The following is a 25,740-nucleotide window of genomic DNA, read 5'->3' as shown; positions in this document are numbered from 1 at the left end:
GATCTCCCCGTGCTCGCGGTGCCGCTCTGGCACGGTCTCCCCGACCTTCGTCCTGAGCGTCGTCTCCGCGGGCTCCCCCCACCCATCCCACCCCCAGCGCTGATGCGCGAACCTGCCCGGCCGTTCCCTGGCGACCGGTGTTTCGTCGCGTCCGAAATCCGAGGAGACACCTCTCATGCGCCCCTTCTTCCGCACTGATCTCGACATCCTGAACCCCGCCGTGCCCGACGGTCGCGACACTCCGAAAACCGTTCGCCAGCAGACCCGCCGCGGCTCGCTGCCCGCCGGGCAGCAGCGCGTTCTGGTGGAGTCCGCACGGCTCCCTGCAGAGGCCACGATCCGGTCGTTCGACACCGGTCTGAACGGCCTCACCCCGGAGGCGGTGCGCAGCCGCCGCTCCCGGTTCGGCGACAACGCCGTGGACCACGGCAAGCCCGCACCGGCGATCGTGCAGTTCCTCGCCACGTTCGCGAATCCGTTCATCCTCATTCTGCTGTTCCTGGCGGTCGTGATGGTGTTCACCGATGTGGTGCTCGCCGACCCCGCCGACGGGCCCGACTACACCGGCGTCGTCACGCTGAGCATCATGGTGCTCGTCAGCGTGACGCTGCGGTTCTGGCAGGAGTACCGCTCCACGCGCGCCGCGGAGAAGCTGCGGGCGCTGGTCCGCACGACCACCGCCGTCACCCGGATCTCCCACGGCACGCCGGTGACAGGCGAAATCCCGGTGGAGGACGTGGTGCGCGGTGACATCGTGCATCTGGCCGCCGGCGATATGGTCCCGGCCGATCTGCGCATCGTGCGAGCGAAGGACCTCCAGGTGAACCAGTCCATGCTCACCGGCGAGTCCCTGCCCGCGGAGAAGTCCGCGGACCCGGTGGACGGCGTCACCGAGGCGAACCTGCTGGACGCCCCGAACCTGGGGTTCATGGGAACCTCCGTGATCTCCGGATCGGGGACGGGCGTCGTGATCGGCACGGGCCGGTCCACATCGTTCGGCAGCCTCTCCTCTGCGGTCGTCGGCGCCCGCCCCGAGACCGCCTTCGACACCGGCATCCGCCGGGTCACGGTCACGCTCATCCGGTTCATGCTGGTCATGGTGCCGACGGTGTTCGTCATCAATGGACTCACCAAGGACTGGACCAGCGCTTTCCTGTTCGGGGTGACCACGGCCGTCGGCCTCACGCCGGAGATGCTTCCCCTGATCGTCACGGCGAACCTGGCCAAAGGCGCGCAGTTCATGGCCAAGCGCAAGGTGATCGTCAAGCGGCTCAACTCCATCCAGAACCTCGGAGCCATCGACATCCTGGCGACGGACAAGACAGGCACGCTCACCGAGGACCGGATCGTGCTCGAACAGCACCTCAACACGGCGGGCCGCACCAGCGAGACGACGCTGGGCTACGCCGCCGCGAACTCTCTGTTCCAGACCGGTCTGCGCAACCTCCTGGACGATGCGGTCGTGGCCGCAGCCGGTCCGGACGAGCTCGACCGCATCCGGCGTGAGTGGACCTTCGTCGACGAGGTGCCGTTCGACTTCGACCGGAGGCGCATGTCGGTTGTGGTGGATCGCGGAGACGCACACGTTCTAATCGCGAAGGGCGCCACCGAGGAAATGCTGGCAGCGTGCGTCTCCGAGCGGGTCAGCGGAATGGACGTGGAGCTCTCCCCGGGCCGGCTGGCCGAGATCGACCAGCTCGTCGCCGAGCGCAATGAGCAAGGGTTGCGGGTGCTCGCGGTCGCTGTGCGCGAGTTCGACGGCGGCGACCGTGGCGAGTACTCCCGCGACGACGAGGCGGAGCTGACCCTCCTCGGTTTCCTGGCCTTCCTCGACCCGCCGAAGGCCAGTGCGGGAGCTGCGATCGCCAGCCTGCGGAAGCACGGCACGGAGGTGAAAGTGATCACCGGCGACAACCTGCTGGTCGCAGCCGCTGTCTGCGCCAAAGTCGGCATCGACCCCCGCACGATCGTGCTCGGCCCGGAGACGGATGAGCTGACGATCGAGGAGCTCGGCCAGCTGGCCGAGGAGACCAGTGTCTTCGCGAAGGTCGCACCCGCTCAGAAGGCCAGGATCGTGGAGGCGATGCGCGCACACGGCCACACCGTCGGCTACCTCGGCGACGGTATCAACGACACCGCCGCAATGCGTGCCGCGGATGTGGGGATCTCGGTCGACACGGCGGTGGACATCGCCAAGGAGTCGGCGGACATCATCCTGCTCGAGAAGGACCTCACGGTGCTTGAAGGCGGTGTGATCGAGGGCCGGCGCACCTTCGTGAACGCGATGAAGTACATCAAGATGACCGCGTCCTCGAACTTCGGCAACATGTTCTCGGTGCTCGTCGCGAGCGCGCTGCTCCCGTTCATCCCGATGATCCCCGTCGTCGTCCTTGTGCAGAACCTCACCTACGACCTCTCGATGCTCACCCTGCCGTGGGACAACGTCGACAAAGACGAGCTGAAGAAGCCGCGCGCGTGGGAGTCGAAGAGCCTGTCCGCCTTCATGATCCGCATCGGGCCGATCTCCTCGATCTTCGACATCACGACCTATGCGCTCATGTGGTTCGTCTTCCAGGCGAACAGCCCGGCCCACGCGGCCCTGTTCCAGTCGGGCTGGTTCATCGAGTCGATCATCTCGCAGACTCTCATCGTCCACATGCTGCGGACGAAGCACCTGCCCTTCGTCCGCTCCCGGGCGAGCCTGCCGGTCGCGCTGGCGACGGGAGCCGTGTGCGTATTCGGCTTGGTGCTCCCGTTCAGCGGCTGGGGCCACCAGCTGGGCCTGGTGTCGTTGCCGTGGATGTACTTTCCCTGGCTGATCGCGACGCTGGTGGCATATTGTGCGCTCACGGAGGTGCTGAAGAGGGTGTTCATCCGCCGGTACGGCACCTGGATCTAGGAGGAGAGGATGTCGACGCTCACCGCTGACATCGCCCTGAGAGTGCTTCTCGCGGTCGGCTGCGGCGCTCTCATCGGCTTCGAACGCCAGTGGCGCGCCCGCACAGCCGGCGTGCGCACCAACGCGCTCGTGAGCTTGGGCGCCGCTCTGTTCGTCGTGATGGGGGCCTACAGCTTCCACGGTCCGGACGCCGACCCGACCCGGGTGGCGGCCCAGGTCGTCTCGGGCATCGGCTTCCTCGGAGCGGGCGTCATCATGAAGCAGGGCGCATCTGTCTCCGGCCTCAACACGGCGGCGACTCTGTGGACGTCCGCCGCGATCGGCGCTCTCGCTGGCGGCGGCCTCCTCGCGGTCGCGGCCGGTGGGACGCTGATTGTGATGCTCGCGAACACGCTGCTGCGCCCGCTCGGACGGCTCCTCGACCGGCGGGCCGGGAGCAGTGGCAAGGAGACCTTGGAGACGGACTATGTGTTCGAGGTCCGCTGCCGGGTGGACGCGGAAGTGGAGGTGCGGGCGCTGGTCTTCGAGGCGGTGCATCGGCCGGGGTTCGTCGTGCGCTCGATCACGGCGACGGACGAGCCCGATGGGGCTGTGCTGATCACGGCCGCGGTCCACAGCGACGAGCGCGACGATCACGAGATCGAGGACGCGCTCGCCGCCGTGGTCGTCTCCGAGGCGGTCACCGCTGTGCGCTGGACTGCCTCGGAGGCGGTGGTGGCCGATTAGTAGGCGCTGCCCGTTTTGGTGTATAGGAAGACGGTGACTCCCCCATTCGGGCCGCTGGAGGGAACAGTGTATTGAGACTCTCCCTTCCCTGCGCTGGCGACGGCCTCCGGCAGGGACAGGATTGTGCCGTCCCGTCGCCAGAACCGCGAGTCGTAGAGGTATCCGGTCGTCCGCATCGAACTCCGGCTGCCCTCGATCCACGAGTAGACATAGACGGGATCCGAGCTTTCGTAGATGTTCGAGCCTTTGTAGACCTCTTTGTAGTTGCTCCGGCTCCGGTCGAAGATCGTGTACGGCAACCTTTCTCTTCTCACGCAGTCGAGCAGGCCGGGCATATCGGTGCAGACGGCAAAGTGACCGTAGACGTCAGCGGGTTCGCTGTAGTCGGTGTTGTCCAGTCTGATCGCGGTGACCGCCCAGGCTTGCCACTCGTTCTGGACGCTGTAGGTGATGATCACCTTGCGATCGCCTGCGCCGTAGATCGTCTTCGTGTACACCCCGGCCAGATCGTTGGTCGTGTCGATGATCCCCCTCGCCTGAGGCGCGTCGGGCATGGGGACGACGGGAAGAGGGATGAGCGGAAAATGGTCCCAGAGGTCGATCGATATCTTCACGCGGCTGCCGGTCAGCGCGTTCGGGGCAAGGGCTGTGCGCGCCTGGTCGTCGACGGCGACGGGGTCGTAACGGCTCCTGCTGAAAGCGGTGGAGGTCTGCCGTGGCCCTTTGCCGTTGCTGAGGGTGACAGTGCCGTAGAGATCGGTCTGCGATTCGCGCCAGGCGACCGGGACCCGAAGTTCGCGCACGACGACCAGCTGGCCGTTCCCCGACGGCAGCGGTCCGGTGGACGGTGCTGACGCGCCGGTGGAGGTGCGGCTGAGCGGGGCCGCCGGGGAGGCGGCCGGTGTTGTGACGACCAGGGTCCCTGCCAGGAGGAGCGCTGCGATCGTGGTGAGGATTTTCATTCGGAGAACCTTTCTGAAGGATTCAGTCGGCGGTCCCGATCCGGGTGAAGAGGGCGAACGTCACTGGCGGATTCCAGTGGTTGTTGCAACACGACGATTAGCTGGCGAGTAGTTTAGCGAGGCGTTCGGCTGGGGTTTCCCAGCCGAGCGTTTTGCGTGGGCGGGTGTTGAGCTCGTGGGCGACGTTCGTCAGGTCGGTTGCGGTGAATCGGGCGAGGTCTGTTCCCTTTCCCTTGGGGAAGTATTGGCGAAGGAGTCCGTTGGTGTTCTCGTTGCTGCCGCGTTGCCAGGGACTCGCGGGGTCGCAGAAGTAGACCGGGATGTCGGTGGCTATCGTGAACGACTTGTGAGCTGCCATTTCCGAGCCCTGGTCCCAGGTGATCGAGCGACGGAGTTCGCGTGGGAGTGTCTTGACGGCGCTGATCAGTCCGTCCCGGACGGATTCTGCGGTGCGATCGATGGGGAGATGGATCAGCATCACGAACCGGGTGGAGCGTTCCACGAGGGTGCCGATGGCGCTGTTGCGGTGTCCGCCGATGATGAGGTCGCCTTCCCAATGTCCGGGAACGGCGCGGTCCTCGATTTCGGCGGGACGGTCGGAGATCATTACCATCGGATCCGCGAAACGATGTCTGCGAGCGGCGCCAGAACGATGCGGTTTCCGCTTGGCCCGGCCGGTCCGCAGCACCATCGTGAGCTCGCGGCGGAGTTGTCCACGGCCCTGCACGTAGAAGGCTTGATAGATCGTCTCGTGCGCCACGCGCATCTCCGCATCGCCGGGGAACTCGCGGATCAGCGACCGGCTGATCTGCTCCGGCGACCAACGTAGCGTCAGCTTCCGTTGAACGTAACTGCGCAGCTGCGGATTGCGGACCAGCCTCGTGGCTTTCGGTCGCGGTCGGCGGCTGGCCGCTTTCCGATGCGCCACGTATGGATGGTAGCCGCCCTCTCCAGGAAGCTGATTCCGGCGAATCTCTCGACTGATCGTCGACACCGAGCGACCAAGCTTGGCCGCGACCCGACACAACGAAAGGCCGGCCCTGGTCAGGTCCCGGATCAGCTCACGCTCCTGCAGGGAGAGGAATCGTGGGTGGAGTGCGGCTTCGAGCGAACGCATCGACGCCCGCTGAACAGGATCAACAACGACAGGCACCCTGTCTTTGTAATCGACCACGCGACCATCTGGATAAATGCGTCGCCCGTTCGACTGTCCCAGAGGTATCCCGTGTTCGGGCTGATTCCGACTCGTCCCACCGCTTCGCGGCGCGAGAGCCCGCTGCTCCGCAGCTCCAGGTACTCGTCCTTGCATGGGTGCGCGCTCATGCCGCCGCCGGTGTAGCCGTGACTAGCCAGGCCCGCCTTGCGAACCCATTGCGCGCACGTCGCGGGGTTGAACCCTAGCTCCCTCGCCGCGATCGTCGTACTCCTGGACTCCTTGAAAATGACGAAGAAGGCTTCACGCTCCGCCTGGGTGTACTTCCTCTTCCCCGCACTGCGCCTTAAACGGGACACGGTCCTTGCAACTCCTAGAAACTCCAGATGTTGCAACAACCGCTAGAACCCAAGACTGTGCCGTTGCGCCCCATCACTCTCCGAGCGACCGTCGCCGGAGTGGCGATGTGGCGACAGACGGCCCCTTCCGTCATCGAGCTTGCGCTTCCCGCCCCCATCTTCCCGAGAGGGCGAGCGGGTTCCGGCTTCTGCCGGGGCGCCTGTGTGTACGGCTGAGTGCCGGGACCGCCGGACGGCGGCGATGACGAGTGGGCGACAAGTGGATGACGAGTGCTGGAATCTCCCGCCGCAGCGCCGAGATCGGTTCCCACCGCGGTGGCGAGGGGCGCTTGATCGCGAATTCAGATCGGAGCTATTATATACCATCCTTATTTTATCCAGAATGTTTGTCATGTTCGACGGGTCGGTTTTGCGATCCTTGGCGAGGGGTGCTGTGATGATCTGCAGGGACTCTGCGGTTTCGCGAGGGAGAAGAAGTCTGTTCGCGGTGGAGCGGCGGCACGGCGAACAGCGGCTGTCATCGCCGCTGCTCTGCTGGTGGGGGCTCATATCGGTATCGCTGCGGAACCGGGTGAGGCCGTTGCGGCCTCGTCCGCTCCCCTCGTGGTTCGGGCGGTGACCGGAGGAGCGCAGGTGGACGCCCGGCTCTCCGGTGGCCGTGTGCCTGCGGTCGTGACCACACTGGTGTTCACCTCGGGCGCTCCGGTGGGCGGGACGGCCGGGGTGGAGTACGCGTTCACGGTGACGGCGAAGGGGCTCGGAACGATCGTCTTCGCCGTCACGTTTGGCGCTCTGACTGCGGGGTTGTCGCTGGATGCCTCCAGCGGGAAGATCTCTGGCATCCCGACGACGCCGGGGACGGCGACGTTCACGGTCATCGCGTCGAACCCCTATGAGAGCGCCATCGAAAAAGACACGATCACGATCGCGGGCGCCAGCCGCTCCGGCGGCCGTCGCGGCGCCCGCCGCGAAACCTCCTGGGACGGCTGGCGATTTGGCTCGCACGGGCTCGGATGAGGCGACCTCGCTGACGCTGGGTGGCTGTGGCGCTCTCTCGCTGCTCGTCGTCGGAGCGATGATGACTCGACGTCACTCGCTCGGCGGGCGCTGACAGGCGCACCCACCGAACCACACGGACTGAGCCGCAGCAGGCTGCCGAAACCGGGGCTCCGCGCTGGAGAGCGCAGGGCGCTACCGTCGCAGCGCCGAGAACAGCTCCTGCCGGTTCGTGGTGCCGGTCTTCTTGAGCGCGCTGTGGATGTGGTTCTCCACGGTGCGGACGCTCAGGCCCAGGCGGGAGGCGATCGCCGCGTTGGAGTGGGTCGGGGCGAGGAGGGCGATCTCGGTCTCGCGCACGGTCAGCAAGTCCACGCGCTGGGAGCGGTCCTGAAGGGCCGGCTGGGTAGCGACGACAGGGATGTCGGCATCCGCTTCGAGGGTGGTCAGCGCGAGCTGAATGGCCTCGGTGAGGTCGGAGGGGGTCTCGTGCTCTTGGCGGCCGCGAGCGGCGAGGATGAGGATGGCGAGCGGGGTGTTGGCGTTCTGGCCGAAATCCTGGGCGAGCGCGGTGAGCTTTCCGGCGTCGGTGAATGAGGCGCTGGCCAGGGCGAGCAGGCGGCGGGGCTCGGTGCCGTACGCGCGCATCATGAGGTCGCCGAACAGCTCGAAGCTGGAGGGTTCCGGCCAGATCGCCAGGCCGATCCGGACGGTTATGAGGGCGGCGAAGAGATTGCGCTGCTGGCTGAGCCTTTCCGCCAGGTTGCGCATGGTCTCCATCGCCGAGGTCGGGTCGCCCGCGATGAGCTGGCGGATGACCGTGCCGATGCCTTTCTGCATCCCCGGGAGAGCGTCGTCGGGGGCGTTCAGGTTCTCCGCCTCCGCTTCGAAGAACGACGCGAGCCTGTCCTCGCCGAGCCAGAGATTGATGAAGGAGCCGATCCAGAGCAGTGCGCGGTAGAGGCCGTTGTTCGAGGCGCCGGACGGCCCGAAGGCGAGGGCGCTGTCCACGACTTCGAGGGCTTCCTTCCAGCGGGCCAGACCGAGCAGCGAGAGGGCGGCGACATAGGCGTGCAGCAGGATGCCGCCGTGATCGCGGTCGCTCTGGGCCTGGTGGAGCGCACGGAGGCTGCGATGGAGGGCGACGTTCTCGTCGCCGGCGACGAGCGCCGTGAGCGCCTCCACGAACCCCCGGAAGCGGCCCACGATCAGCAGATCGGAAGGGGGCATGCGTGCCGCCCATTCGGCCGCCGTCGCGAACGCGCCCTCGATCAGATTGACGTAGGCGAACGTCGTCATGCAGAGGGCTTCTCCCGGCGTCCCGACGACGCCGGTCTGCGCGAACACCGCGACCGGGTCGTCGCCGACGCTCGCGGCCCCCTCGGTCAGCAACCGGGTGAAGATGCCGATGGCGGGGGCCCACACGGGGAAGAGGCGAGCCAGCTCTGCGAAGTGCTCGGAGAAGCCGGGACTCCGGTGGCTGGCCTGGCTGGACCAGATCGCCCGCAGGAAGGCGAAATCGAATGCTTCCTCGGGTGTCGTCGCGGAGGAGAGCGGCGTGCTGCCGAACACGGCGCGCAGCGTGCGGTCGCTGCGCGGCACATCCATGAGCGTCTGCGCATACGGCAGCGCTGCTCCGACCGTTGGCGCAGCCTCCCAGGCCGCCGCGTGTGCGAGGAGGCTCTCGTTGACGTGCTCGCGGAACCCGTTCACGGAGAGGGCGACATCCGTGTCCTGCGGAGAGCGTGCTGAGCTTTCCGCGTCGCCGGCGTCGGGATGCAGCCGTGCGACGCCGTAGCCGGAGGCTTCGCGGAAGTAGTCGCTGAGCGCCGGCGGCATGAGTGCGATGCTGCGGCCCGCCGAGGTCGTGAGGATCGAGACCAGGCCGTGGCCTTCCAGCTCTTTCATCGTGTCGTCGGCGACGCGGGTGCAGGCTTTGGGCTGCGGCGACGAGTGGGCGAGGGCGAGGTGCTCGAGCCCGTCGAAAGCGATCGCGTCGAGGGTGGCGAAGCGGGTCTCCAGCCACGCGTCGATGCTGCTGCTCCACAGGCTCTGGCCCGTCATCGTCCAGCGGCTGCCGCGCAGTTCGATCAAGTCGCTGTCGACGGCGCCGTCCACGATGGCCAGGGAGAGTCCGGTGATCCCGCCGGATTTGGCGAAGACGCGGGAGACGATCTCGGTGTCCGGCTGGTTCGCGAGCTGGGCTTGGACCAGCGCCGCCGTCCCGACGAAATCGAGTGGACGTAGGTCGATCCGGCGTCCGGGGTAGCGGGTGTAATGGATGTCGGCCCGCACGAGGGCGCCGATGGTCACGCTTCTGGAGAAGACGACCGGCGCGCTGGTGCGGTCGGCGGCTGCCTGCACGACGTTGAGCGTTCCCGAGTCGATGTTTTCGATGCCATCGAGGATGACGGCGCGCAGCGGCGTGGCCGCGAGATCCGCCGAGACGGCGTCGATGAGGCCCGAGAAGGAGCGCAGGCTGGGCTGGGAGGGAAGAGTGAGGAGGGCCTGCTGGAGGGGGAAGAAATCGATGGACCGGGTGTAGGGGGCGCCCGTGATGGCCAGGACGGCGTATCCTTCGGCCTCGAGCTGCGAGGCCAGGGCGCGGAGCAGGGTCGATGCCCCGACGCCTCCCGGCCCGACGACGTGGGCTGAGCGCCCGGACCGTACGGAGGCTACGAGGGTGCGGAGTTCATAGTTGAACATAAACACAGGAATATCCCTTCCTCCCTCTCGACTGTACCGGTGCGGTGGCCGAGTCCGCCGGCCTGCGCGAGGGAGAATTCGCGGTGAGGGGTGGGCGCGGCCGGCTGCCGATCGCTGCGGGCACGAGAAGACGGCATGGCTCGTGCCGGAGGGTTCGGGCCATCCTCGCGGTTTCTGTGCGCCGGGTTAGGCTTTTCGGCGTCCGCTGAAACCGAGGACGAGGACGACGCCCGCGAGGGCCACGATCGTGGCGATGCCCAACGGGGTCTTCACGACCGCGGCCACAGAGCCGACGACCGGGAGGGTCGCGACGACTTTGCCGGCGCTGCTCACCGGATAAGGCTCCGGGTCGGGCGTGGTGTTGGTATCGCCCTTGAGTATGAGGCTGGTCCGGCCGTCGACGAACTCCGTCGAGACGACGCGGTGTGTGACGAGGCCTTGGCTGCCCGGGCGCTCCACCGTCACGATATCGCCGGGGCGGAGCTCTGCTCCCGGCGTGTCGGTGGCGAGCACGAGCGAGCCGATCGGGAGGGCCGGTTCCATCGAGCCGGAGACGACGATTTCGGGGCGCAACTGGAAGAGCGCGCAGCACGCGACGATCACGACGCTCGCGGCGCAGACGGCCGCGGCAAGCCAGAGGACGATCGAACGGAGGATGAGCAGGGGGTGGACCCGGTGCGACACCGACCGGCGCCGGTCTTGTGTCGAGAAGGGGTCCTCGGTGAGGGTGACGCTGGTCATACGAGCCTTTCGGGACGTCGTTCTGTGCCGAGGCGGCGGATTCGGGTTGTCCCTGATCAGTTAACGGTGCGAAGCAGAGGCCAGAGGCGGGGAGTGGGCGAAATGAGTGATCGTGATCCCCGGCTGTGCGCTCTCTCTGAGTGGTGGGCTACGGGGTGGCGGTCTCCGCTGTCGTCACTCGAGCGCTCCACATCCTGTGCGAACCCAGCGGTGCTCATGCGCTCCTTAATGAGTGCCCCTCTCCTCTCGCCAAGAGGGGGATGAGTGGCCGGGGCCCTCAGAGAGCGAGGCGTTCGGGAGCGCTCCGGGCGCCGGACTCGCCAGGTCTGGCGGCGAACGGCACTCAACTGTCTGCGGCAGACACCCGATGCACCGCTCAGGCGGGGGCTTGGGAGTTTCGCTGGAGAGGTAAGCCTCACCTCCTCGCAAACGGAGTTCTCTCGATGACAGTTCAGAAGACGAAGCCACGAAGCCGGCATCGTTCGGTTCGCTCAGCCTTCCTCTCGGCTCTCACAGCCGCAACCCTGGCGCTGGCGCTGGGGCTCGGCGGTTCCCTCTCCGCCGCAGCCGCCGTGCCGGACAGGGACGGCGATCCCACCCGCGACCACTCCGGCAGCACGCTGACCAACGATCGGGTCTTCCGGGTGACGCCGCGATCGCTGCGGGCGACCCCCGCCTTCGACTTTCTGCGAGGCAACGACGTGAGCGCTTGGCAGCCGGATGTCGACTGGAGCGATGCCGTGTCGAAGGGCGCCCGTTTCGTCTACATCAAAGCGACCGAGGACGATGACTACGTGAGCTCCCAATAAGAGGCGCAGTGGAAGGGCGCTGGAGACGCCGGGCTCTATCGCGGAGCGTATCACTTCGCGCGGCCATTCTGGTCGGACGGCGCATCGCAGGCGAAGCATTTCATGGCCTCCATCCACGGCTGGAAGACCGGCGCACGCCTCCTGCCGCCGATGGTCGACCTGGAGCATCGCTGCTCCAGTCTGACCCAGCCCTGGGCGATCAAGAAATGCCAAGCAATGACCCCGGCGGACATCGTCAAGTGGATACACGACTTCGTCTCCGTGGTGGAGCAGGAGGCGGGTGTCAAACCGGTCATCTACACCAACCCCCTCCTGGTGGAAGGAGTACACCGGCGACACCACGGACTTCGCCTCCTACCCGTTGTTCATCGCCCACTGGATGTCGGACGTGTCGGGCGGCCCCGGCGCACTCCCTGGCGGGTGGACCCACTGGACGATGTGGCAGCACTGGGACGATGCGAGCGGCTACGCGGGGCCGGGCGACCTCCTGCCGGGACCAAGACCTGTTCCAGCGCACGGAGACGGCGCTGCAGCGCTTCTCCGACGACGTTCACGCTGCGGTGACGGTCTCGCCCAGCACGGTCGAGCCCGGCGGCAGCGTCACCGTCAGCGGCAAGGGCTTCGTCTCGAAGGAGAGCGTCTCGGTCGTGTTCGGGACAGCGCCCGGGACGACGGCGACGGCCGATGACGCCGGCGACTTCACCGCGCAGGTCCCGGTTCCCGGCGATCAGCCGGCCGGCCCGCTGACCGTGACCGCAGTCGGCGCGGATTCCGGCGCGAGCGCGAGCGGTGCGGTCACGGTCCAAGCGTTGTCGCCGGCTCCGGTGATCGCCCCGGCCGTTTCGCTCTCGCAGCCGGCTCCGCGGCCGGGAACGCTGTTCACCGCCACCGGCTCCGGTTTCGCCGCTTCGGACCCGGTCACGATCACTCTGCACTCGTCTCCGCGTGTGCTCGGCGAGATGCCGGCGGACGCCTCGGGCGCTTTCGCTGTCACGCTGCGTCTGCCGGCCGATGTGACACCGGGCGCTCACACGCTGGAGTTCTCCGGTGCGTCCGGCCAGACAGTGCAGCTGCCCCTTGCTGTCGAGGTCTCCCCGGCCGTCTACAGCACAGCCGGGCCGAGCTCCGCACGGGTGATCCTCGCCGACACCGGAGACCGCGTCGACGACATCCTCGATCTCACCGTCGCCATGCTCGGCGTCGGCGTCGGCGTGATGGTGCTCAGACTGACCCGCCTGCGGAAGCGTTCGCCCCGGCAGGCACGGTGACGCGCGGCGGGAAGGACGCACGCCAGCTCCCGGTGCCGCCGCGGTGTCACACAACGCATGCCACTCACACAAGGCATCTCACTCACGCCGCGCAACGCGGGCCGGGCCCGTGGCTGAGTGGGGCCGGTCTCCGGCACTCAGACAGGAACGGGAGCGCACTCATAAGGGTGGCCCATTGATTCTATGAGCGGGAATCCCCCTGCCATCCTCACGCGGGCTGGCGTGAGCGTCGGCCCGCGTGACCGACCTCCGATCGCGGACCATTCCCAGCGCGCCCCGCGTGCCGGGACTCGGCGGCGTGGAGAAGGAGTGTGTTGTGGACACCGTCATCACCGTCCGAACGAGGAAAGCGCGTCCCGCCGCGGTCGCGTGGGTGGGGGCGCTCGCCCTCGCCTGCCTCGCCGTCATCGTCTTCAACGGCCCGCTGCGCGGAGAGGAGGCGAGCGCTGCGGCTTGGTGGCTGACCCGCTTGCTGGGGCTCCATCCCACGGTGAGCGGCAGTGCGGTGCTCGTCGCGATGGACGGCCGGACACTCCCGCTGCCCGTCACCGTCGAGTGCGCCGCCTCGACCCTGGTGATCCCGGTGCTCATTCTGGGCGCTGTCCTGGCGCTGGGCGAATCGGCTCCGCTGCGCTCCATCGCCGTGGCGACCGGGATCTCGGTGCTCGTCGTGCTGGTCGCCTGTCAGCTCCGGATCGCCGCCGTCCTCGCCACGACAATGGAGTGGGGATTCGATCCGGGCTATTCCCTCGGACGGCTCCTGACCGGGTCTCTCGTCACCCTCGCGGGCTATGTCGTGGCTCTGGCTTTCCTGCTCGGACGGAGCCGGCGGTGACGGCCGTCGCGCCCGCCTCGGCCCCGTTCGACGCCCGGCCGCGGAAAGACATCTGCCTGGTCATCGGCACCCGGCCGGAGATCATCAAGCTGGCTCCGGTGATCCACGCGCTCGGACCGCGCGCCTACGTGATCGACAGCGGACAGCACTACGACCGCGAGCTCTCCGCGGCGATCTACGAGCGTTTCCGGCTGCCGGAGCCGGACCTGAGGCTCTCGTGCGGGCGCATCCCGTCACGAGGGCATCAGATCGCCGCCATCCTGGAGCACCTGCTCGATACCTGGCAGCGGACACGGCCGTCGGTCGTCGCCGCCCAGGGCGACACCAACACCGTCTGCGCTGCTGCCCAGGCGGCCCACTACGCGGGCATCCCGTTCGTGCATGTGGAAGCCGGGCTCCGCTCGCACGACCGGGACATGCCTGAGGAGATCAACCGGCGGGTGATCGGGGTGCTGGCCGATGTCCACTGCGCTCCGACTACCGGGAACGCGGCCCACCTGCTCCGGGAGGGCATCCATCCCGCCCAGGTCTTCGTCACCGGCAACACGATCGTGGAGGCCTGCGCGCTCAGCCTGGCCCAGCGGGCGACCGCTCCCGCGGTGCCCGCACGGACGTCCGCCTACATCGTGGCGACTCTGCACCGCCCCGAAAACACGGACGATCCGGAGGCGCTGGAGAACGTCCTCCGCGCCCTCGGCGAACTGCCTCTGCCCGTCCTGTTCGTGCCGCACCCTCGGACGAGGGGAGCGATCGAGCGGTTCCGGCTGGGGCATCTCCTCGAGGGTGTGACCGTGCTCGACCCGCCCGACCACACCGACTTCCTCGGACTCGTCCGGGATGCGGCCGTCGTCGTCTCCGACTCCGGAGGCCTGCAGGAGGAGTGTACGGTGCTCAAGACACCGCTTGTGGTGGTCCGGCGCAACACGGAGCGGCCGGAGGCCTTCCGCGCGGGCTTCGCGCGGCTCGCTGCCCCGGGCCCTCAGATCGTGGAGGCGGTGACGGAACTGCTGTCCGACACAGACCTGGTCGAGTCGCTCCGGCTCGAAGACAGTCCGTTCGGCGACGGCCGTGCCACCGAGCGGATCACGGCCATCCTCCGCCAGATCGCTGCGGGGACTCCGATGTTCGCCGGGCTCGTGTCGTGATCGGCTTCCTCAAAGCGCTCACGTTCCTGCTCGGGGCGTCGTTCTTCGCCTACGTTCTGTTCATCCTGATCCCGCACCTCACCCACCGGAAGACGGCGCCGGGCGACCCGGATGACTTCGAGTGGCACTTCTTCGTGCCGTGCCGGGACGAAGCGGCTGTGATCGAGCGGACCGTCGCGGCAGCCCGCCGGGACTTCCCCGCGGTGCATGTGTGGGTCGTCGACGACCACAGCGACGATGACACCGGGCGCATCGTCGAGGCGATCGCGCGCCGGGACTCGCGGGTCCACCTCGTCACCCGCCGCCGTCCCGAGGCGAGGACGGGCAAAGGCGATGCGCTCAACGCGGCCTACGACGCGCTGAACGCCTTTCTGCCCGCCGACGCGGACCGCGAGCGGATCATCGTGATGGTGCTCGACGCCGACGGTGAGCTCTCGGCCCGGGCGCTCGCCATGATGGCCTCCGCCGAGGTGTTCCTCGACCCGGGTGTCGGCGGGGCTCAGGTGGTGGTGTGGATGAAGAACCGCCACGAGCGCAGGCCGAAACCCGGCCACGGGTGGCTCGGGAATCTATTCGGCCGCTTCCTGGTGAAGCTGCAAGACATCGAGTTCCGCACGATCATCGCCGCCATGCAGTCGCTGCGCGCGAGGACCGGCACCGTCGGGCTCGGCGGGAACGGCCAGTTCGCGCGCCTGTCGGTGCTCGACCTCATCCGGGCGAGTCACGACCGGCCCTGGCACGGCGCGCTGCTGGAGGACTACGAACTCGGGCTGCACATCCACCTGCACGGTTACCGCATCGCCCACGTCGGCAACGCCCACGTCTCGCAGGAAGCGTTGCCCAGCTTCCGCCGGTTCCTCACACAGCGCACGCGCTGGGCGCAGGGCAACATCCAGTGCGTCAAGTACGTGCGCGACGCATTCTGCTCGGCGCATGTGACGAACCTGGGGCTGCTTGAGATCGGCTACTACCTCGTGCTGCCGTTCCTGCAACTGTGCGGGCTGGCAGCGTTCGCCGTGATGATCGTCATCGCTCTGCTCGACCTGACGACGCTCAGGACGGGCCTGCCGGGCGGGGGCCGCCTGATCTGGATCGCGGTGTTCTGGATCGTCTTCTCGGTGGTGCCGTTCGCGGTGTGGGGGTTCGTGTACCGGCAGCGCTGCGAGCGGGTCTCGTTCCTCGGCGCCCTCGGCTGGGGACTCGGAGTGTCCGTCTACGTGCTGTATATGTACGTGGTCATCCCCCGTGCGTTCTGGCGCATCGTGACGCGGCGCAGTGGGTGGCTGAAGACCCGGCGCAACGTGGAGAAGTCCACGGGGCCGACCGCCCTCGACCACTGAGCGGGCGCTCCTAGCGGGTGGCCGCGGGTGCGGCGGAACCACTCAGTCGGGCCGGAGGAGAAGAACGACAGCACCAACAGGCCACTCAATACCCGGCGGAGAGAGCACGCATGCCACCGGGACTGGGATCGGCTTAGGAACGAAAGAAGAAGAGCCGCGCCGAAATCCGGTGCGGCCCCGTAGCCCCCCACGGAAAGGACCCAAGTCATGAGACTTCGCCCTGTCGGTATCGCGGCGATCACCCTCGCCACTGCGATCACCGCCTCCCTGTTCGTCGCCGCCCCCGCGAGCGCCGAAAGCACCACGACGACGCAGACGCTCGTCTCGGCGTCGTGCGTCGCGCAGCTGAAAAACCAGCTCGCCAGCTCCAACAAGTCCCTGAGTGTGGACCAGCTGAACTCCGCCTGCAGCGGTGAAGCGACCACAACCGTGTCCGCGAACCACCGGGTGAGCGCGGACGAAGCCCGAAAAATCGCTCGAGAGCGCGGCATGAACCCGGAAGAGACTACGCAGCTGGTCGGGCGGGCGGCCAATGGATGGGTCGGCTACAAAGACTGGAGATCCGAGTACAAGGCCACTTTTCTCAAGGAGTACCACGAGGGCCGTACGTACTACGAGTACGGGAAGGCTGCGTGGGTGACCCCGAACGAGGGATACACCGGCAGGCACATCTGCCGCTCAGGCGGATCGACGCACTGGTCGTTCGTGCAGGTCAAGACCACTGAATGCTTCCAGCCGGGTCCTTCTTTTGAGGCGGACAACTCCTACCAGTTCGAAGTACACGAGAAAATCCTCGGCTTCTCCGTTGACTACGTCGTGGGAATGCACACCTATTTCGATGCGTACGGCAATGAGCGCGTCGTGAACTACGACAGCTAAATTCTCCTGAATCCTCCCCGGGTGCGCGGTCGCTGGCCGTCGTCCGGGGAGGATTCCGGCGCGAAGCGGACACGCAGAGGGGCCTGAAGATGTTCTTGTTCTCCCGGGAACTCGCCGCGCTCTCCTCCGCCGTCCGCGAGAAGCGCCCGGCCCATGTGATCGGCCCGGCGGCCATGGGCGCGACCACACTGCTCGGCCGCCTCCGGAGCCGGCTCGAAGGAGAGGGCTACACCGTTGTGGCGATCGACGGCGCGCCCTACCGTCCGGAGGCGGAGCACTTCCCACTGCCGAAGCCGTCCGGTCCCGGGCAGCGCCGGGCAGCACCCCCTCACTGCTCTCCCAGGTCGACTCCCTCGCCCAGGAACTGCTCGCCAACGACCTGCGTGCCCTCATCGTCGACGGCATGGAGAATGTGGATGGCGCCACCCTCCGGATCGTCCAGGCTGTGGCGACGCGAACCGAGACCCCGTTGGTCTTCTCCCGCGCGCTTGCGGTGAGCGCGCTGATGCGCTCCGATGTCCGCTACTGTCGTTTCCCCGGCGTCCGTCTCCGCCTGCGGCCCCTCGACTTCGCGAGGACCGCGGCGCTCGTCGCCGACCGGCTGGCCGGATGTCGAGGTCGTCTCGAACGTCTTCTCACTCTCCAGCGGCATCACCGGGCTCATCCTCGCGGTCGTGGACGGCGTCCGCGACGATGGCCTGGTGCGGTTGCACGACGGACGCTGGCTGATGACCGGCCGCGACCTGTGGAGCAGCGGGGTGGAAGCGTGGGTCGAGCGCAGTCTCGCGCGCCTCGATCTGACGACTTTCGAGGCGATCCGGCATCTCGCGCTCGCGCACGATTCGCGACCCTGGGCGCCCTGCCCGCTCGTTGCGCACACGATGCTGAAGGAATTGGAGGCGCGCGGCTTCCTTTCGGTCGCCGACGGTCCGGACGGGCTGGGCATCCGGCTGCTCCCGTCGGCGATGGCGGACTACTTCCGTTTCACGGACGGTAGAGACAGCGCGCTGGAGTCCTGTCCCTGCGGCGGCAGCGCCCCGACCGGCCTCCACACAGACGATCACACGGCCAGGCTGGTGCGCAGCACGCGCGGTCGCAGCACACGCACCAGAGACGAACGGGCAGCCGAGTGGCCGGCCGCTCCGTCGGCCGCCACCGCGCTGCCGTACCTGGAAGCGCTCCTGGAGACGCCGCGAGGAGCCGGAGACGTCGAGCGGGTGTTCGCCGGCACGTCGATCGCGTCGGCGGCGACACCGGAGGACGCCCTCGACCTCGTCCTTCTCCGCGCCTGCGCCGAGGGGAGCCTCACACGTCCGGTCCCGGAGCGCTTCGATGAGCTCACCCGGCTCTTCCCGGCGCTGCGTCCGGCCCTGGATCTTTTCGCCCGGGTGCTGGCCGATGGCTCGTCCGCAGTCGACGCCTCGCCCGCGACGATGGCGATGCTGCGCTCTGTGGGGGTATCGGCCGAGTCGCTGTGCGTCGCTGCCCTCGCCTACGTGGCGCTGCTGGAGGGCGATGTGAGGGAGGCCGCCTACTGGGAGAGACGTGTTCCCGCGTGTCCTCTGCTCGCGGTCGGGCGCCTGGTCGGCGCGGTGCGTGCCCTCGTCCCGCTCGCGCGGGGAGACTTCGGGCTGGCCTTGGCCGGAAGCATGCGCTCCCTGGAGATCGCTCGCGCCGAGGAGGAGCTCACCGGCATCCTGCTCCACTCTTATTACGCAGCGCTGGCGCTCCTCGCCCTCGGACGCTGGACCGAAGCGCTCGATGTGGCGGACACGGCGCTGGCGTACGGCCCGCCGGGCCCGGCCCACACCGGCTTCTACCGCGCGCTGCTGTGGCTGGCGTCCCTCGTCAACCACTGGCTCGGGGAGAACCGGCTCGCCACTTTGCTGGAGGCCCAGGCCTCGACGCTGGTGGTGACCGACGAGGCGCTCCCCGCGATGCAGGGCGATGTCGGTCCCATCCTGCGCTCCCTCATCGGGGGCCAGAAGGCGGTGGCCATGTCCGAACTGCGCCGCCTCGCTGACGGCCTGGCCGCCGAGCGCAACCTGCTGACAGCCATGTTCACCCTGGTCGTGGGCTTGTGCGTCTGGCCCGAGCCGCCCACGTTCGCTCAACTCGGTGAACTCGCCTCGAACGCGCTGGGTGTGCCCCGCTGGCCGCTCGTCGATCTGGTGAGAGCCTCGTTCGAGGAACCCGATCGGCTGACCTCTCTCGCGGAGACGATCGGCCGCACGCCGCACAGCGCACTGGCCGCGCTCGTCCTCGCGGCGCGGGTGCGGCAAGAGTGCGGTCAGCGCTCGGAGCTGGCGAAGGCGATCGGCGCCGCTCTGCTCGTGCTCGTGCTCGTGCGCGAGGAACCCCTCCCCGGCCTGCGAGACCCCGAGGACGCTGCGGGGGAGCGGCAGCGGACCGAGTCGCTGACCCCGAGGGAGACCCAGGTTGCGCTCCTCGCCGCGACCCTCCCGAACACTGCTGTGGCTTCGATGCTCGGGATCGGTGTGCGCACGATCGAGAACCATATTCACAGTGCGCTCAAGAAGACTGGTGCGAGGAACCGTCAGGAGTTGTTCGCGCGGCTGCGCGGAACGTCCTGATCGGGTTCTCCGCGTCCGGGCGTGGGGCAGCCCATCCGTACAGCAGGCCTTTCTCAACAGCCTTCGCGTTGTCTCCGTTCTTGAATCCAAAGTTGTCTGTCGTCCTCACTTCACGTGGGTCTCGCATGGCGGGCGAGTGGGTCGATCGGCGTGCTGTGTCGGAGGGTGGGGAGGATCAGAGTCCTGTCCGTCATGCCTGCGGTTTGCCGGGTCGGCGGCGTCGGGCGACGGTGAGGAGGATGCCTGTGGCGAGCAGCAGCACCGCGATGCCGCTGAGCGTGAAGATCGCGATGCCGGAACCGGTGCTGGCGAGAGCGTTGCTGTTGCCGTTGGCGGTATCGGGGGTGGTGGTGTTTTCGTTGTTTGCCGTGGTCTGGATTTCCCAGGTGAGGTTTGTGGAGACTGTATGGCCGCTGGTGGACCGAACGATGAACGTTCGTCGCTACGAACGTCGCTACGATCGAAGCGCATTAGCAGCCCACCTATGGGCGTCCAGGTTGAGTCCGAAAATACGCGTAGTTTCAAGCTTTTTCTATGGATTCCAGTTCTTAGCTGTTGCGGTAGAACGTCTCGAACTTCGCGGTCTCCTGGCTGCTGCCGGGGAACACCTTTCCGTTCACCATCACGGTTGGCACGTGGGAGACCCCTTGCTGGAGCGCGTTCTGGGTCGCGCTGGCGACCTCTGCCTCCATCGGGGCGGTACCGCTCGTGAGGGTCACAGGGGTCCCCGCGTCGGTCGCGAGCGCCTGGAGCTGCTCGTCGGTGAGCCCTGCGCTGTTCTCCTCGGGCTGGTTCTCGAACAGCTTGGCGAGGAAGGCCGGCCACGAGTGCGGGTGGCTCGCCGCGACGGTGAGGACCGCGGCCGCGGCCCTGGTCGAGTACCGCGTCCCGTTCGAGAGCCGGTCGAGGATCGCCATCGGATGCACGCGCAAGGTCAGCCGGCCCGCTTTCGCCTCGCTCAGGAGCATCGGCCCCGACAGCTGCTCGAAGTGGCGGCAGTAGGGGCACAGGGGATCGACGTACAGGTCGACGGTTTTGGCGCCCGACCCGTATTCCACGACCCCCGCCGTCCGGGCCGAGGTCGCTGAGCTGGTGGCGGCCGGCTGCTGCGTCTGCGCCGCGCACCCGCTCAGCGCGAGCGCCAGGAGGGCGATCGCCGCCGCGGCGGCGATCCGGCGGCGGCGATTCTCTCTCGCGGCGCGCATCAGTTGTCTCCGGGGAAGCGGAAGGAGCAGGTGACTTCGTCGGAATCGTGGCTTTCGATCTGCGCCAGCCGCTTCCCGCTCGCTGTAGCGACCTCGCAGCTCAGGCTCTGGGCGACCGCGGGCTCCGGATACCGTGCGATCGAGAGAGTGTAGTGGTAGGTCGCACCCTCCCGCAGGTGGAGCGAACTGGACAGCTGCAAGGCGCCGTCGCGATCGAAGACCGGGTCCGTGATCCCGCCGTCGACGACCTGCCCGCCGCTGGTCACACGCTCGAAGACGACCACACTGTCGGGGTCGGGTACGGTGCCCTTCCCCACCAGGGTGATGTGCTGGGTGGCCTCGCGGGTGGACGGCGGCGCGGCGGCGTCAGAGCACGCAGCCGGGGCCAGTGCCGCCGGTCCGGGTGGGGTCGCGGTTCTTTGCCCGCTGGAGCCACGGTTCTGCATCAGTCGTTCCTCTCGTGACGTCGTTCCTTGCCGCCCAGTGTCCGACGGCGGAAGCGGCCACGAGTGGCCAGCGGCGCGGGATGAGTGGTGTTCGGGGGATCGGCGTCGGGTCGGGTTTCCACTCAGCGGCCGCCGGCGCCCACCTATTCGGCCGGGTTGCGCCCCCGGTCGTCACTCGGTCCCGCCGCGCGCGGATTGAATCGGTGGGCACACGACCCCCTGAGCTGAAGAGGACGTACGAATGACGAAAACCACCAGGCTGCTTCGCGCCACGACCGTGGCAGCGATCCTGCTCGGCCTCACCGGCTGCGCCGTCCACCTGCCCGCCTCGGCGCAGACCCCGGGAAAACAGGCGGATGGCGTGCAGGTGAGCAAAGCGTGGGTCAAGGCGGCCGGCTCCGGGATGACCGCAGCGTTCGGCGATGTGAAGAACACGGGCTCCGGGACGGCGATCGTGGTGGGAGCCACCAGCTCGGCGGCCTCGAGCCTCCAGCTCCATGAGACGGTCACGAAGAATGGTGCGGAGACGATGCAGGAGGCGAAAAGCGGGTTCCGCATCCCGGCCGGCTCGACCCTGCATCTGGCGCCCGGTGGCAGCCACATCATGCTGATGGGCCTCAAAGCGCCGCTCGAGGCCGGGCAGAAGATCTCGGTGACGCTGCGATTCTCAGACGGTTCGACCTCCCCCGTCGCCGTCCCGGTGAAGGACTTCTCCGGGGCGAACGAGAACTACAAGGGATGACCGGCTCCGGGCCCGGCGGGCGTGTCCGGCGGCGGCAGTTCCTCCTCGGGGGAGCGGCGGTCGCCGGGATCGGCGCGACCTCGTCCCTCGTCGCCGGGATCGCGGCCGCCCGCCCCGCCGCAGCGCCGGCGGAGACCGTCGACGGGCGCCGGTCGGTGGCCTTCCACGGGCGGCGTCAGTCCGGGATCGAGACCCCTCCCGCGGCGCACTCGGCGTTCATCGCGCTCGATCTCCATCCGGAGACGGACCGGAGCGCGATCCAGCGGATGCTGCTCGTCCTCTCCGCCGACGCCGCCGATCTGACCCGCGGCGAGGCGGCGCTCGCCGACACCGAACCAGAGCTGGCCACCCGGCCGGCCGGGCTCACCGTGACCTTCGGCTTCGGCCCCGGTCTGGTGCAGCGCGCCGGCGCCGAGCCGCCCGCCTGGCTGCGCCCGCTCCCGGCCTTCGGCGTCGATCGCCTCCGCGACGAGTGGAGTCACGGCGACCTGCTGCTGCACCTCGCGTCCGACGACCCCCTCACGCTGGCTCACGCTCGCCGCATGCTGCTCAAGGACGCCCGCGGGTTCGCCGCAGTGCGGTGGGTTCAGACGGGCTTCCGCACTGCCCGCGGCACACAGCCCGCCAGTGCGACCGGCCGCAATCTCTTCGGTCAGGTGGATGGCACCGCGAATCCCGTGCCGGGCAGCGCCGACTTCGCCGAGCTCGTCTGGCGCCGGGCGGGGAACCCCGACTGGCTACACGACGGCACCGGGATGGTGCTGCGCCGGATCGCGATGGATGTCGACCGCTGGGACCTCCTGGACCGCCCGGGACGCGAGGAGGCGGTCGGCCGCACTCTCAGCACCGGCGCGCCGATCACCGGGGGGACCGAGCACAGCGAGCCCGACTTCGGCGCGATGAACGAGTTCGGGTTCCCGGTGATCCCGGCCTACGCGCACATCCGCCGCGCGCGCTCCTCGGACACCGCGCAGCGGATCTACCGGCGCGGGTACAACTACGACGAGCGGCCCGGGAGCGGTGTGAGCGACTCGGGGCTGCTGTTCGTCTCGTACCAGGCCGACATCGACGCGCAGTTCGTGCCGCTCCAGCGGCGGCTGGATCAGCTCGACCTGATGAACCAGTGGACGGCACCGGTAGGCTCGGCGGTCTTCGCCCTCCCGCCCGGCTGCGAACCGGGCGGGTACGTCGGCGAGACGCTGTTCCGCGGCAGCTGACGCGCGCTCAGGTCGCGCGGCGCGGCCACAGCACCGGCGCATCCAGCACGCAGCGCACCTCGGGATGACTCTCCCGCAGCTGCGCCGTGATCCGGGTGGCGACGGTCTGGCCGGCCGCCGGGCAGGCGCCGCAGGTTCCGCCCAGGCGCAGCGTCACGACGCCATCGTGGACGGAGACGATCGTGGGCCGGCCTCCGTGCGAGCGGATGAAGTCTCCCGCGGCTCCATCGAGCAGCTGCACGAGCGCGGCCCGCAGCGATTCGTCGTCAGCGGGCGGTGGGACGCTCGCCGGGCCCGAGAGCGTCCACGTTCCGGGGGCGCTCAGCGCGTCGCCCAGCGCCTGCCGGATCGCGTCGCCGTTCCGCCGCCAGCCAAGCACATCGTTCAGCTCGACGAGCACCTTCCCGCCGGTCAGGCGCAGCTCGGCCAGCTCGCCGCCGGACAGCAGTGCGCCGAGCTCCCCCGGAGCGGCGATCACCTTGCCGCTCCGGGGGAACAGACCGTCCGGGACCGTCCACAGGAGGGCCGCCGGGTGTCCGGGTACCGCCTCGGGATGCATCGGCACGGCGCTCATGCCGTGCCTGTCAGCCAGCCGAACGCGATGTTCGCGATCCAGGCGCCTGTCCACGCGAGCGCGAACATCGACCCGAAGGCAATCAGGGGCCAGCGCCAGCCGCCGGACTCCCGCCGCATCACCGCGATGGTCGACATGCACTGCAACGCGAACATGAAGAACACGATCAGAGCCGCGATCGTGCCGGGTGAGAACAGCGGAACCGCGCGTCCCGCTTCGTTCACCCGCTCCATGTCGCGCAGCGCGGCCGCGGGATGGTCGGCGTCGTCGTCGGCGGCGATCTGCCCGAGCGTCGAGACGAAGGTCTCCCGCGCGGTCAGCGACGCGAGCACCGCTACGTTGATGTGCCAGTCGAAGCCGAGCGGCTCGAACACCGGCTCCACGAAGCGCCCGATCTCCGCGGCGACGCTCCGGTCGATCGCGGGCGCGGAAGCCGGGGCCGATCGCGCCACGGCCGCGCCCGGAGCGGCGATGTTGAGCAGGAGCCACATGACCACGCTCGCGGCGAGGATGATGGTGCCGCATTTGCGCAGGAACATGGCGATGGCCGCCCAGGTGGACAGAGCCAGCGAGCGCAGCGTGGGCCGCCGGTAGGGCGGCATCTCCATCGAGAAGAACACCCCCTCCGCGCCCCGGCCGCCCTGGAGGCGCGCGACCACCCAGGAAGCCGCCATCGCGACGACCGCGCCGAAAAGGTAGAGGGCGAACATCACCAGCCCCTGCGCCTGGAAGGGCCCGAAGCGGGCGTGCGGGCTGACCAGCATCCCGACGAGGAGGACGTACACCGGGAGACGTGCGGAGCAGGTGACCAGGGGGGCGGCGACCATGGTCGCGATCCGGTGGCGTGCGGAGGGCAGGGTGCGCGTCGCCATGATCCCGGGGATGGCGCAGGCGAACGACGAGAGCAGTGCCACGAACGCCCGGCCCTCCAGTCCGGCGTGCGACATCACCCGGTCCATCAGGAAGGCCGCGCGGGAGAGGTATCCTGAATCCTGCAGGAAGGCGAGCATGAGGAGCATCAGGGCGATCTGCGGCAGGAAGGCGACGACGGTTCCCACTCCGCCGATCACCCCGTCCGCCAGCAGGCTCGCCAGCCACGGCCACGGCACCGCGGCGTCGACCAGTGTGGCGAGCTGGCCGCAGAGGTCGGTGATGGCGTCCTGGGCCGGTGTGGCGACGGTGAAGATGAGCTGGAAGAAGACGAACATCACGCAGGCGAAGACACCGACGCCCACGACGGGATGCAGCAGCAGGGCGTCCGCCCGGTCCGTCGTGTGGTCGACGCCCGGCGGACGGTGCCCGGCGGCGGCCGCGACCGAGCGCGTCCACGCGACCAGTTCCTCCCGATCCGCTGGGGGCGGCAGGAGCGGCGCGGACCAGGTCGTCGACGTGGAGCAGAACTCGCGCAGCAGCGCGCCCGAGGAGCGCCGAGTGGCGACGGCGGAGATCACCGGAGCGCCGATGGCCCGCTCCAGGCTGTCGATGTCGATGTGCCCGCCTCGGCGCGCCAGCTCGTCGGTCATCGTCAGGACGACGGCTGTGCGGATGCCGTTCCGCAGGATCTGCCCGAGTAGTACGAGCGATTGTTCGAGCCGCGTGGAGTCGATGACGACGAGAAGCGCGTCGGGGAGCTTTTCGGTCCCGTCCTCCCCGCTCAGCCGGGCGGTGACGATCGCCTCGTCCGGGCTGAGCGGCGTCAGGCTGTACGTCCCGGGCAGGTCCTCCACGACGAATGGCCGTCCGTCCGCTTGGAAGGTCCCCTGCTTCCGGTCGACGGTGATGCCCGGGTAGTTGCCGGTGCGGGCGGTGAGTCCGGTCAGCAGGTTGAAGACGCTGCTCTTTCCCGTGTTCGGCTGGCCGACGAGAGCGAGTGTCGTCGGCGTCTCGACCGCACTCATCCCTCGGCCACTTCGACCAGGGACGCCTGGGCGCGGCGCAGGCAGATCTCGACGGACCCGACGCGGTAGTGCGCTGGGTCGCCGAGCGGGGCCCTCCGCAGCACGCGGACGGTCGCTCCGGGCGCGAAGCCCAGGTCTTGCAGTCTCTGGACCACCTCTGGGCGTTCCCCGGCGACGCGGCGCACAATGGCCACGCCTCCTGGGAGGACGCTGGACAGGCGAGGACTCGAGCCGGTCGAGTCAGGT

General features: G+C 68.5%; 23 protein-coding genes and 1 pseudogene. 12 read left to right on the top strand and 12 right to left on the bottom strand.

The window, feature by feature from the left end; translation table 11 throughout:
* Positions 1 to 175 precede the first annotated feature (175 nt).
* Positions 176 to 2,899 carry a magnesium-translocating P-type ATPase gene (gene mgtA / locus LXX_RS10430; protein ID WP_081423152.1) on the top strand — a complete coding sequence of 908 codons (2,724 nt, stop codon included), beginning with the start codon at positions 176 to 178 and terminating at the stop codon, positions 2,897 to 2,899.
* A gap of 9 nt (positions 2,900 to 2,908) precedes the next feature.
* Positions 2,909 to 3,625 carry an MgtC/SapB family protein gene (locus tag LXX_RS10425; RefSeq protein ID WP_011186798.1) on the top strand — a complete coding sequence of 239 codons (717 nt, stop codon included), beginning with the start codon at positions 2,909 to 2,911 and terminating at the stop codon, positions 3,623 to 3,625.
* Here LXX_RS10425 and LXX_RS10420 read toward each other — a convergent pair.
* From LXX_RS10420 to LXX_RS16900, 3 genes are all read right to left on the bottom strand, one after another.
* Positions 3,622 to 4,587, bottom strand: coding sequence for a hypothetical protein (locus LXX_RS10420; protein WP_011186797.1), 966 nt, complete (start codon positions 4,585 to 4,587; stop codon positions 3,622 to 3,624). The two genes, LXX_RS10425 and LXX_RS10420, sit on opposite strands and share 4 nt — an antisense overlap.
* Before the next feature lie 97 nt (positions 4,588 to 4,684).
* Positions 4,685 to 5,704 carry an IS30 family transposase gene (locus LXX_RS10415; protein ID WP_223227743.1) on the bottom strand — a complete coding sequence of 340 codons (1,020 nt, stop codon included), beginning with the start codon at positions 5,702 to 5,704 and terminating at the stop codon, positions 4,685 to 4,687.
* The gene (locus tag LXX_RS16900) at positions 5,644 to 6,099 is read right to left on the bottom strand and encodes a transposase (RefSeq protein ID WP_223227607.1); all 456 of its coding nucleotides are present in this window, start codon (positions 6,097 to 6,099) and stop codon (positions 5,644 to 5,646) included. Before LXX_RS16900 ends, LXX_RS10415 begins: the two co-directional genes overlap by 61 nt.
* A gap of 615 nt (positions 6,100 to 6,714) precedes the next feature.
* On the opposite strand from LXX_RS16900, the gene LXX_RS15875 reads away from it, so the two are divergent.
* Positions 6,715 to 7,116, top strand: a complete 402-nt coding sequence (locus LXX_RS15875; RefSeq protein WP_218060891.1) for a putative Ig domain-containing protein — start codon at positions 6,715 to 6,717, stop codon at positions 7,114 to 7,116.
* A gap of 174 nt (positions 7,117 to 7,290) precedes the next feature.
* Here the strand turns inward: LXX_RS15875 and LXX_RS10405 are convergent, their stop codons facing one another.
* Together LXX_RS10405 and LXX_RS10400 are read right to left on the bottom strand one after the other, a co-directional pair.
* A complete protein-coding gene (locus LXX_RS10405) occupies positions 7,291 to 9,801 on the bottom strand; it encodes a LuxR C-terminal-related transcriptional regulator (protein WP_041767777.1) in 2,511 nt (836 codons plus the stop codon).
* 186 nt (positions 9,802 to 9,987) lie between these two features.
* Entirely contained in the window at positions 9,988 to 10,542 is a 555-nt protein-coding gene (locus tag LXX_RS10400) for a signal peptidase I (RefSeq protein ID WP_011186795.1), read from the bottom strand.
* Between the two features lie 260 nt (positions 10,543 to 10,802).
* On the opposite strand from LXX_RS10400, the pseudogene LXX_RS15870 reads away from it, so the two are divergent.
* The 6 genes and pseudogenes from LXX_RS15870 to LXX_RS10370 all read left to right on the top strand — a co-directional run bounded on the left by LXX_RS15870 (position 10,803) and on the right by LXX_RS10370 (position 16,818).
* Positions 10,803 to 11,915: pseudogene (locus LXX_RS15870) on the top strand (GH25 family lysozyme).
* Positions 11,807 to 12,619: an IPT/TIG domain-containing protein gene (locus LXX_RS15865; protein ID WP_050737921.1), complete on the top strand. Its 813-nt coding sequence runs from the start codon at positions 11,807 to 11,809 to the stop codon at positions 12,617 to 12,619. The pseudogene LXX_RS15870 and the gene LXX_RS15865 overlap by 109 nt, the downstream one beginning before the upstream one ends.
* A 316-nt stretch (positions 12,620 to 12,935) precedes the next feature.
* Positions 12,936 to 13,454: a hypothetical protein gene (locus LXX_RS15860; protein ID WP_041767776.1), complete on the top strand. Its 519-nt coding sequence runs from the start codon at positions 12,936 to 12,938 to the stop codon at positions 13,452 to 13,454.
* The gene (gene wecB, locus LXX_RS15855) at positions 13,451 to 14,599 is read left to right on the top strand and encodes a non-hydrolyzing UDP-N-acetylglucosamine 2-epimerase (RefSeq protein WP_011186792.1); all 1,149 of its coding nucleotides are present in this window, start codon (positions 13,451 to 13,453) and stop codon (positions 14,597 to 14,599) included. Before LXX_RS15860 ends, wecB begins: the two co-directional genes overlap by 4 nt.
* On the top strand, positions 14,596 to 15,939 hold the full coding sequence (locus tag LXX_RS10375) for a glycosyltransferase (protein ID WP_011186791.1): 1,344 nt from the start codon (positions 14,596 to 14,598) through the stop codon (positions 15,937 to 15,939). The genes wecB and LXX_RS10375 overlap by 4 nt, the downstream gene beginning before the upstream one ends.
* Before the next feature lie 207 nt (positions 15,940 to 16,146).
* The gene (locus LXX_RS10370; RefSeq protein WP_011186790.1) at positions 16,147 to 16,818 is read left to right on the top strand and encodes a hypothetical protein; all 672 of its coding nucleotides are present in this window, start codon (positions 16,147 to 16,149) and stop codon (positions 16,816 to 16,818) included.
* Between the two features lie 328 nt (positions 16,819 to 17,146).
* Here LXX_RS10370 and LXX_RS14480 read toward each other — a convergent pair whose 3' ends face one another.
* Positions 17,147 to 17,470, bottom strand: coding sequence for a hypothetical protein (locus LXX_RS14480; RefSeq protein WP_041767774.1), 324 nt, complete (start codon positions 17,468 to 17,470; stop codon positions 17,147 to 17,149).
* A gap of 22 nt (positions 17,471 to 17,492) precedes the next feature.
* Between LXX_RS14480 and LXX_RS12840 the strand changes: the two genes are divergently transcribed.
* Positions 17,493 to 19,412: a helix-turn-helix transcriptional regulator gene (locus LXX_RS12840; RefSeq protein ID WP_011186789.1), complete on the top strand. Its 1,920-nt coding sequence runs from the start codon at positions 17,493 to 17,495 to the stop codon at positions 19,410 to 19,412.
* A gap of 190 nt (positions 19,413 to 19,602) precedes the next feature.
* Here LXX_RS12840 and LXX_RS16895 read toward each other — a convergent pair whose 3' ends face one another.
* The 3 genes from LXX_RS16895 to LXX_RS12835 form a co-directional block, all read right to left on the bottom strand.
* A complete protein-coding gene (locus LXX_RS16895) occupies positions 19,603 to 19,791 on the bottom strand; it encodes an LPXTG cell wall anchor domain-containing protein (RefSeq protein ID WP_223227774.1) in 189 nt (62 codons plus the stop codon).
* Positions 19,792 to 19,960: 169 nt separating this feature from the next.
* Positions 19,961 to 20,617, bottom strand: coding sequence for a DsbA family protein (locus LXX_RS10345; RefSeq protein ID WP_011186787.1), 657 nt, complete (start codon positions 20,615 to 20,617; stop codon positions 19,961 to 19,963).
* Positions 20,617 to 21,063, bottom strand: a complete 447-nt coding sequence (locus LXX_RS12835) for a hypothetical protein (protein WP_011186786.1) — start codon at positions 21,061 to 21,063, stop codon at positions 20,617 to 20,619. Before LXX_RS12835 ends, LXX_RS10345 begins: the two co-directional genes overlap by 1 nt.
* 241 nt (positions 21,064 to 21,304) lie before the next feature.
* On the opposite strand from LXX_RS12835, the gene LXX_RS10335 reads away from it, so the two are divergent.
* Positions 21,305 to 21,805 (top strand): copper chaperone PCu(A)C, encoded by a 501-nt coding sequence (locus tag LXX_RS10335; RefSeq protein WP_041767763.1) that lies wholly within the window; start codon positions 21,305 to 21,307, stop codon positions 21,803 to 21,805.
* The gene (locus LXX_RS10330) at positions 21,802 to 23,022 is read left to right on the top strand and encodes a Dyp-type peroxidase (RefSeq protein WP_011186784.1); all 1,221 of its coding nucleotides are present in this window, start codon (positions 21,802 to 21,804) and stop codon (positions 23,020 to 23,022) included. The genes LXX_RS10335 and LXX_RS10330 overlap by 4 nt, the downstream gene beginning before the upstream one ends.
* Positions 23,023 to 23,029: 7 nt before the next feature.
* Here LXX_RS10330 and LXX_RS10325 read toward each other — a convergent pair whose 3' ends face one another.
* The 3 genes from LXX_RS10325 to LXX_RS10315 are packed head-to-tail and all read right to left on the bottom strand — an operon-like array spanning position 23,030 to position 25,688.
* Complete coding sequence (locus LXX_RS10325; protein ID WP_041767761.1) at positions 23,030 to 23,596, bottom strand: NifU family protein; 567 nt, start codon at positions 23,594 to 23,596, stop codon at positions 23,030 to 23,032.
* Positions 23,593 to 25,494, bottom strand: coding sequence for a ferrous iron transporter B (locus tag LXX_RS10320; protein ID WP_011186782.1), 1,902 nt, complete (start codon positions 25,492 to 25,494; stop codon positions 23,593 to 23,595). Before LXX_RS10320 ends, LXX_RS10325 begins: the two co-directional genes overlap by 4 nt.
* Positions 25,491 to 25,688: a FeoA family protein gene (locus LXX_RS10315; RefSeq protein ID WP_218060889.1), complete on the bottom strand. Its 198-nt coding sequence runs from the start codon at positions 25,686 to 25,688 to the stop codon at positions 25,491 to 25,493. The genes LXX_RS10320 and LXX_RS10315 overlap by 4 nt, the downstream gene beginning before the upstream one ends.
* Between the last annotated feature and the right edge of the window lie 52 nt (positions 25,689 to 25,740).

The organism is Leifsonia xyli subsp. xyli str. CTCB07, from assembly GCF_000007665.1.
Lineage (GTDB): Bacteria > Actinomycetota > Actinomycetes > Actinomycetales > Microbacteriaceae > Leifsonia > Leifsonia xyli_C.
This window is presented reverse-complemented; position numbering and strand designations above follow the sequence as displayed.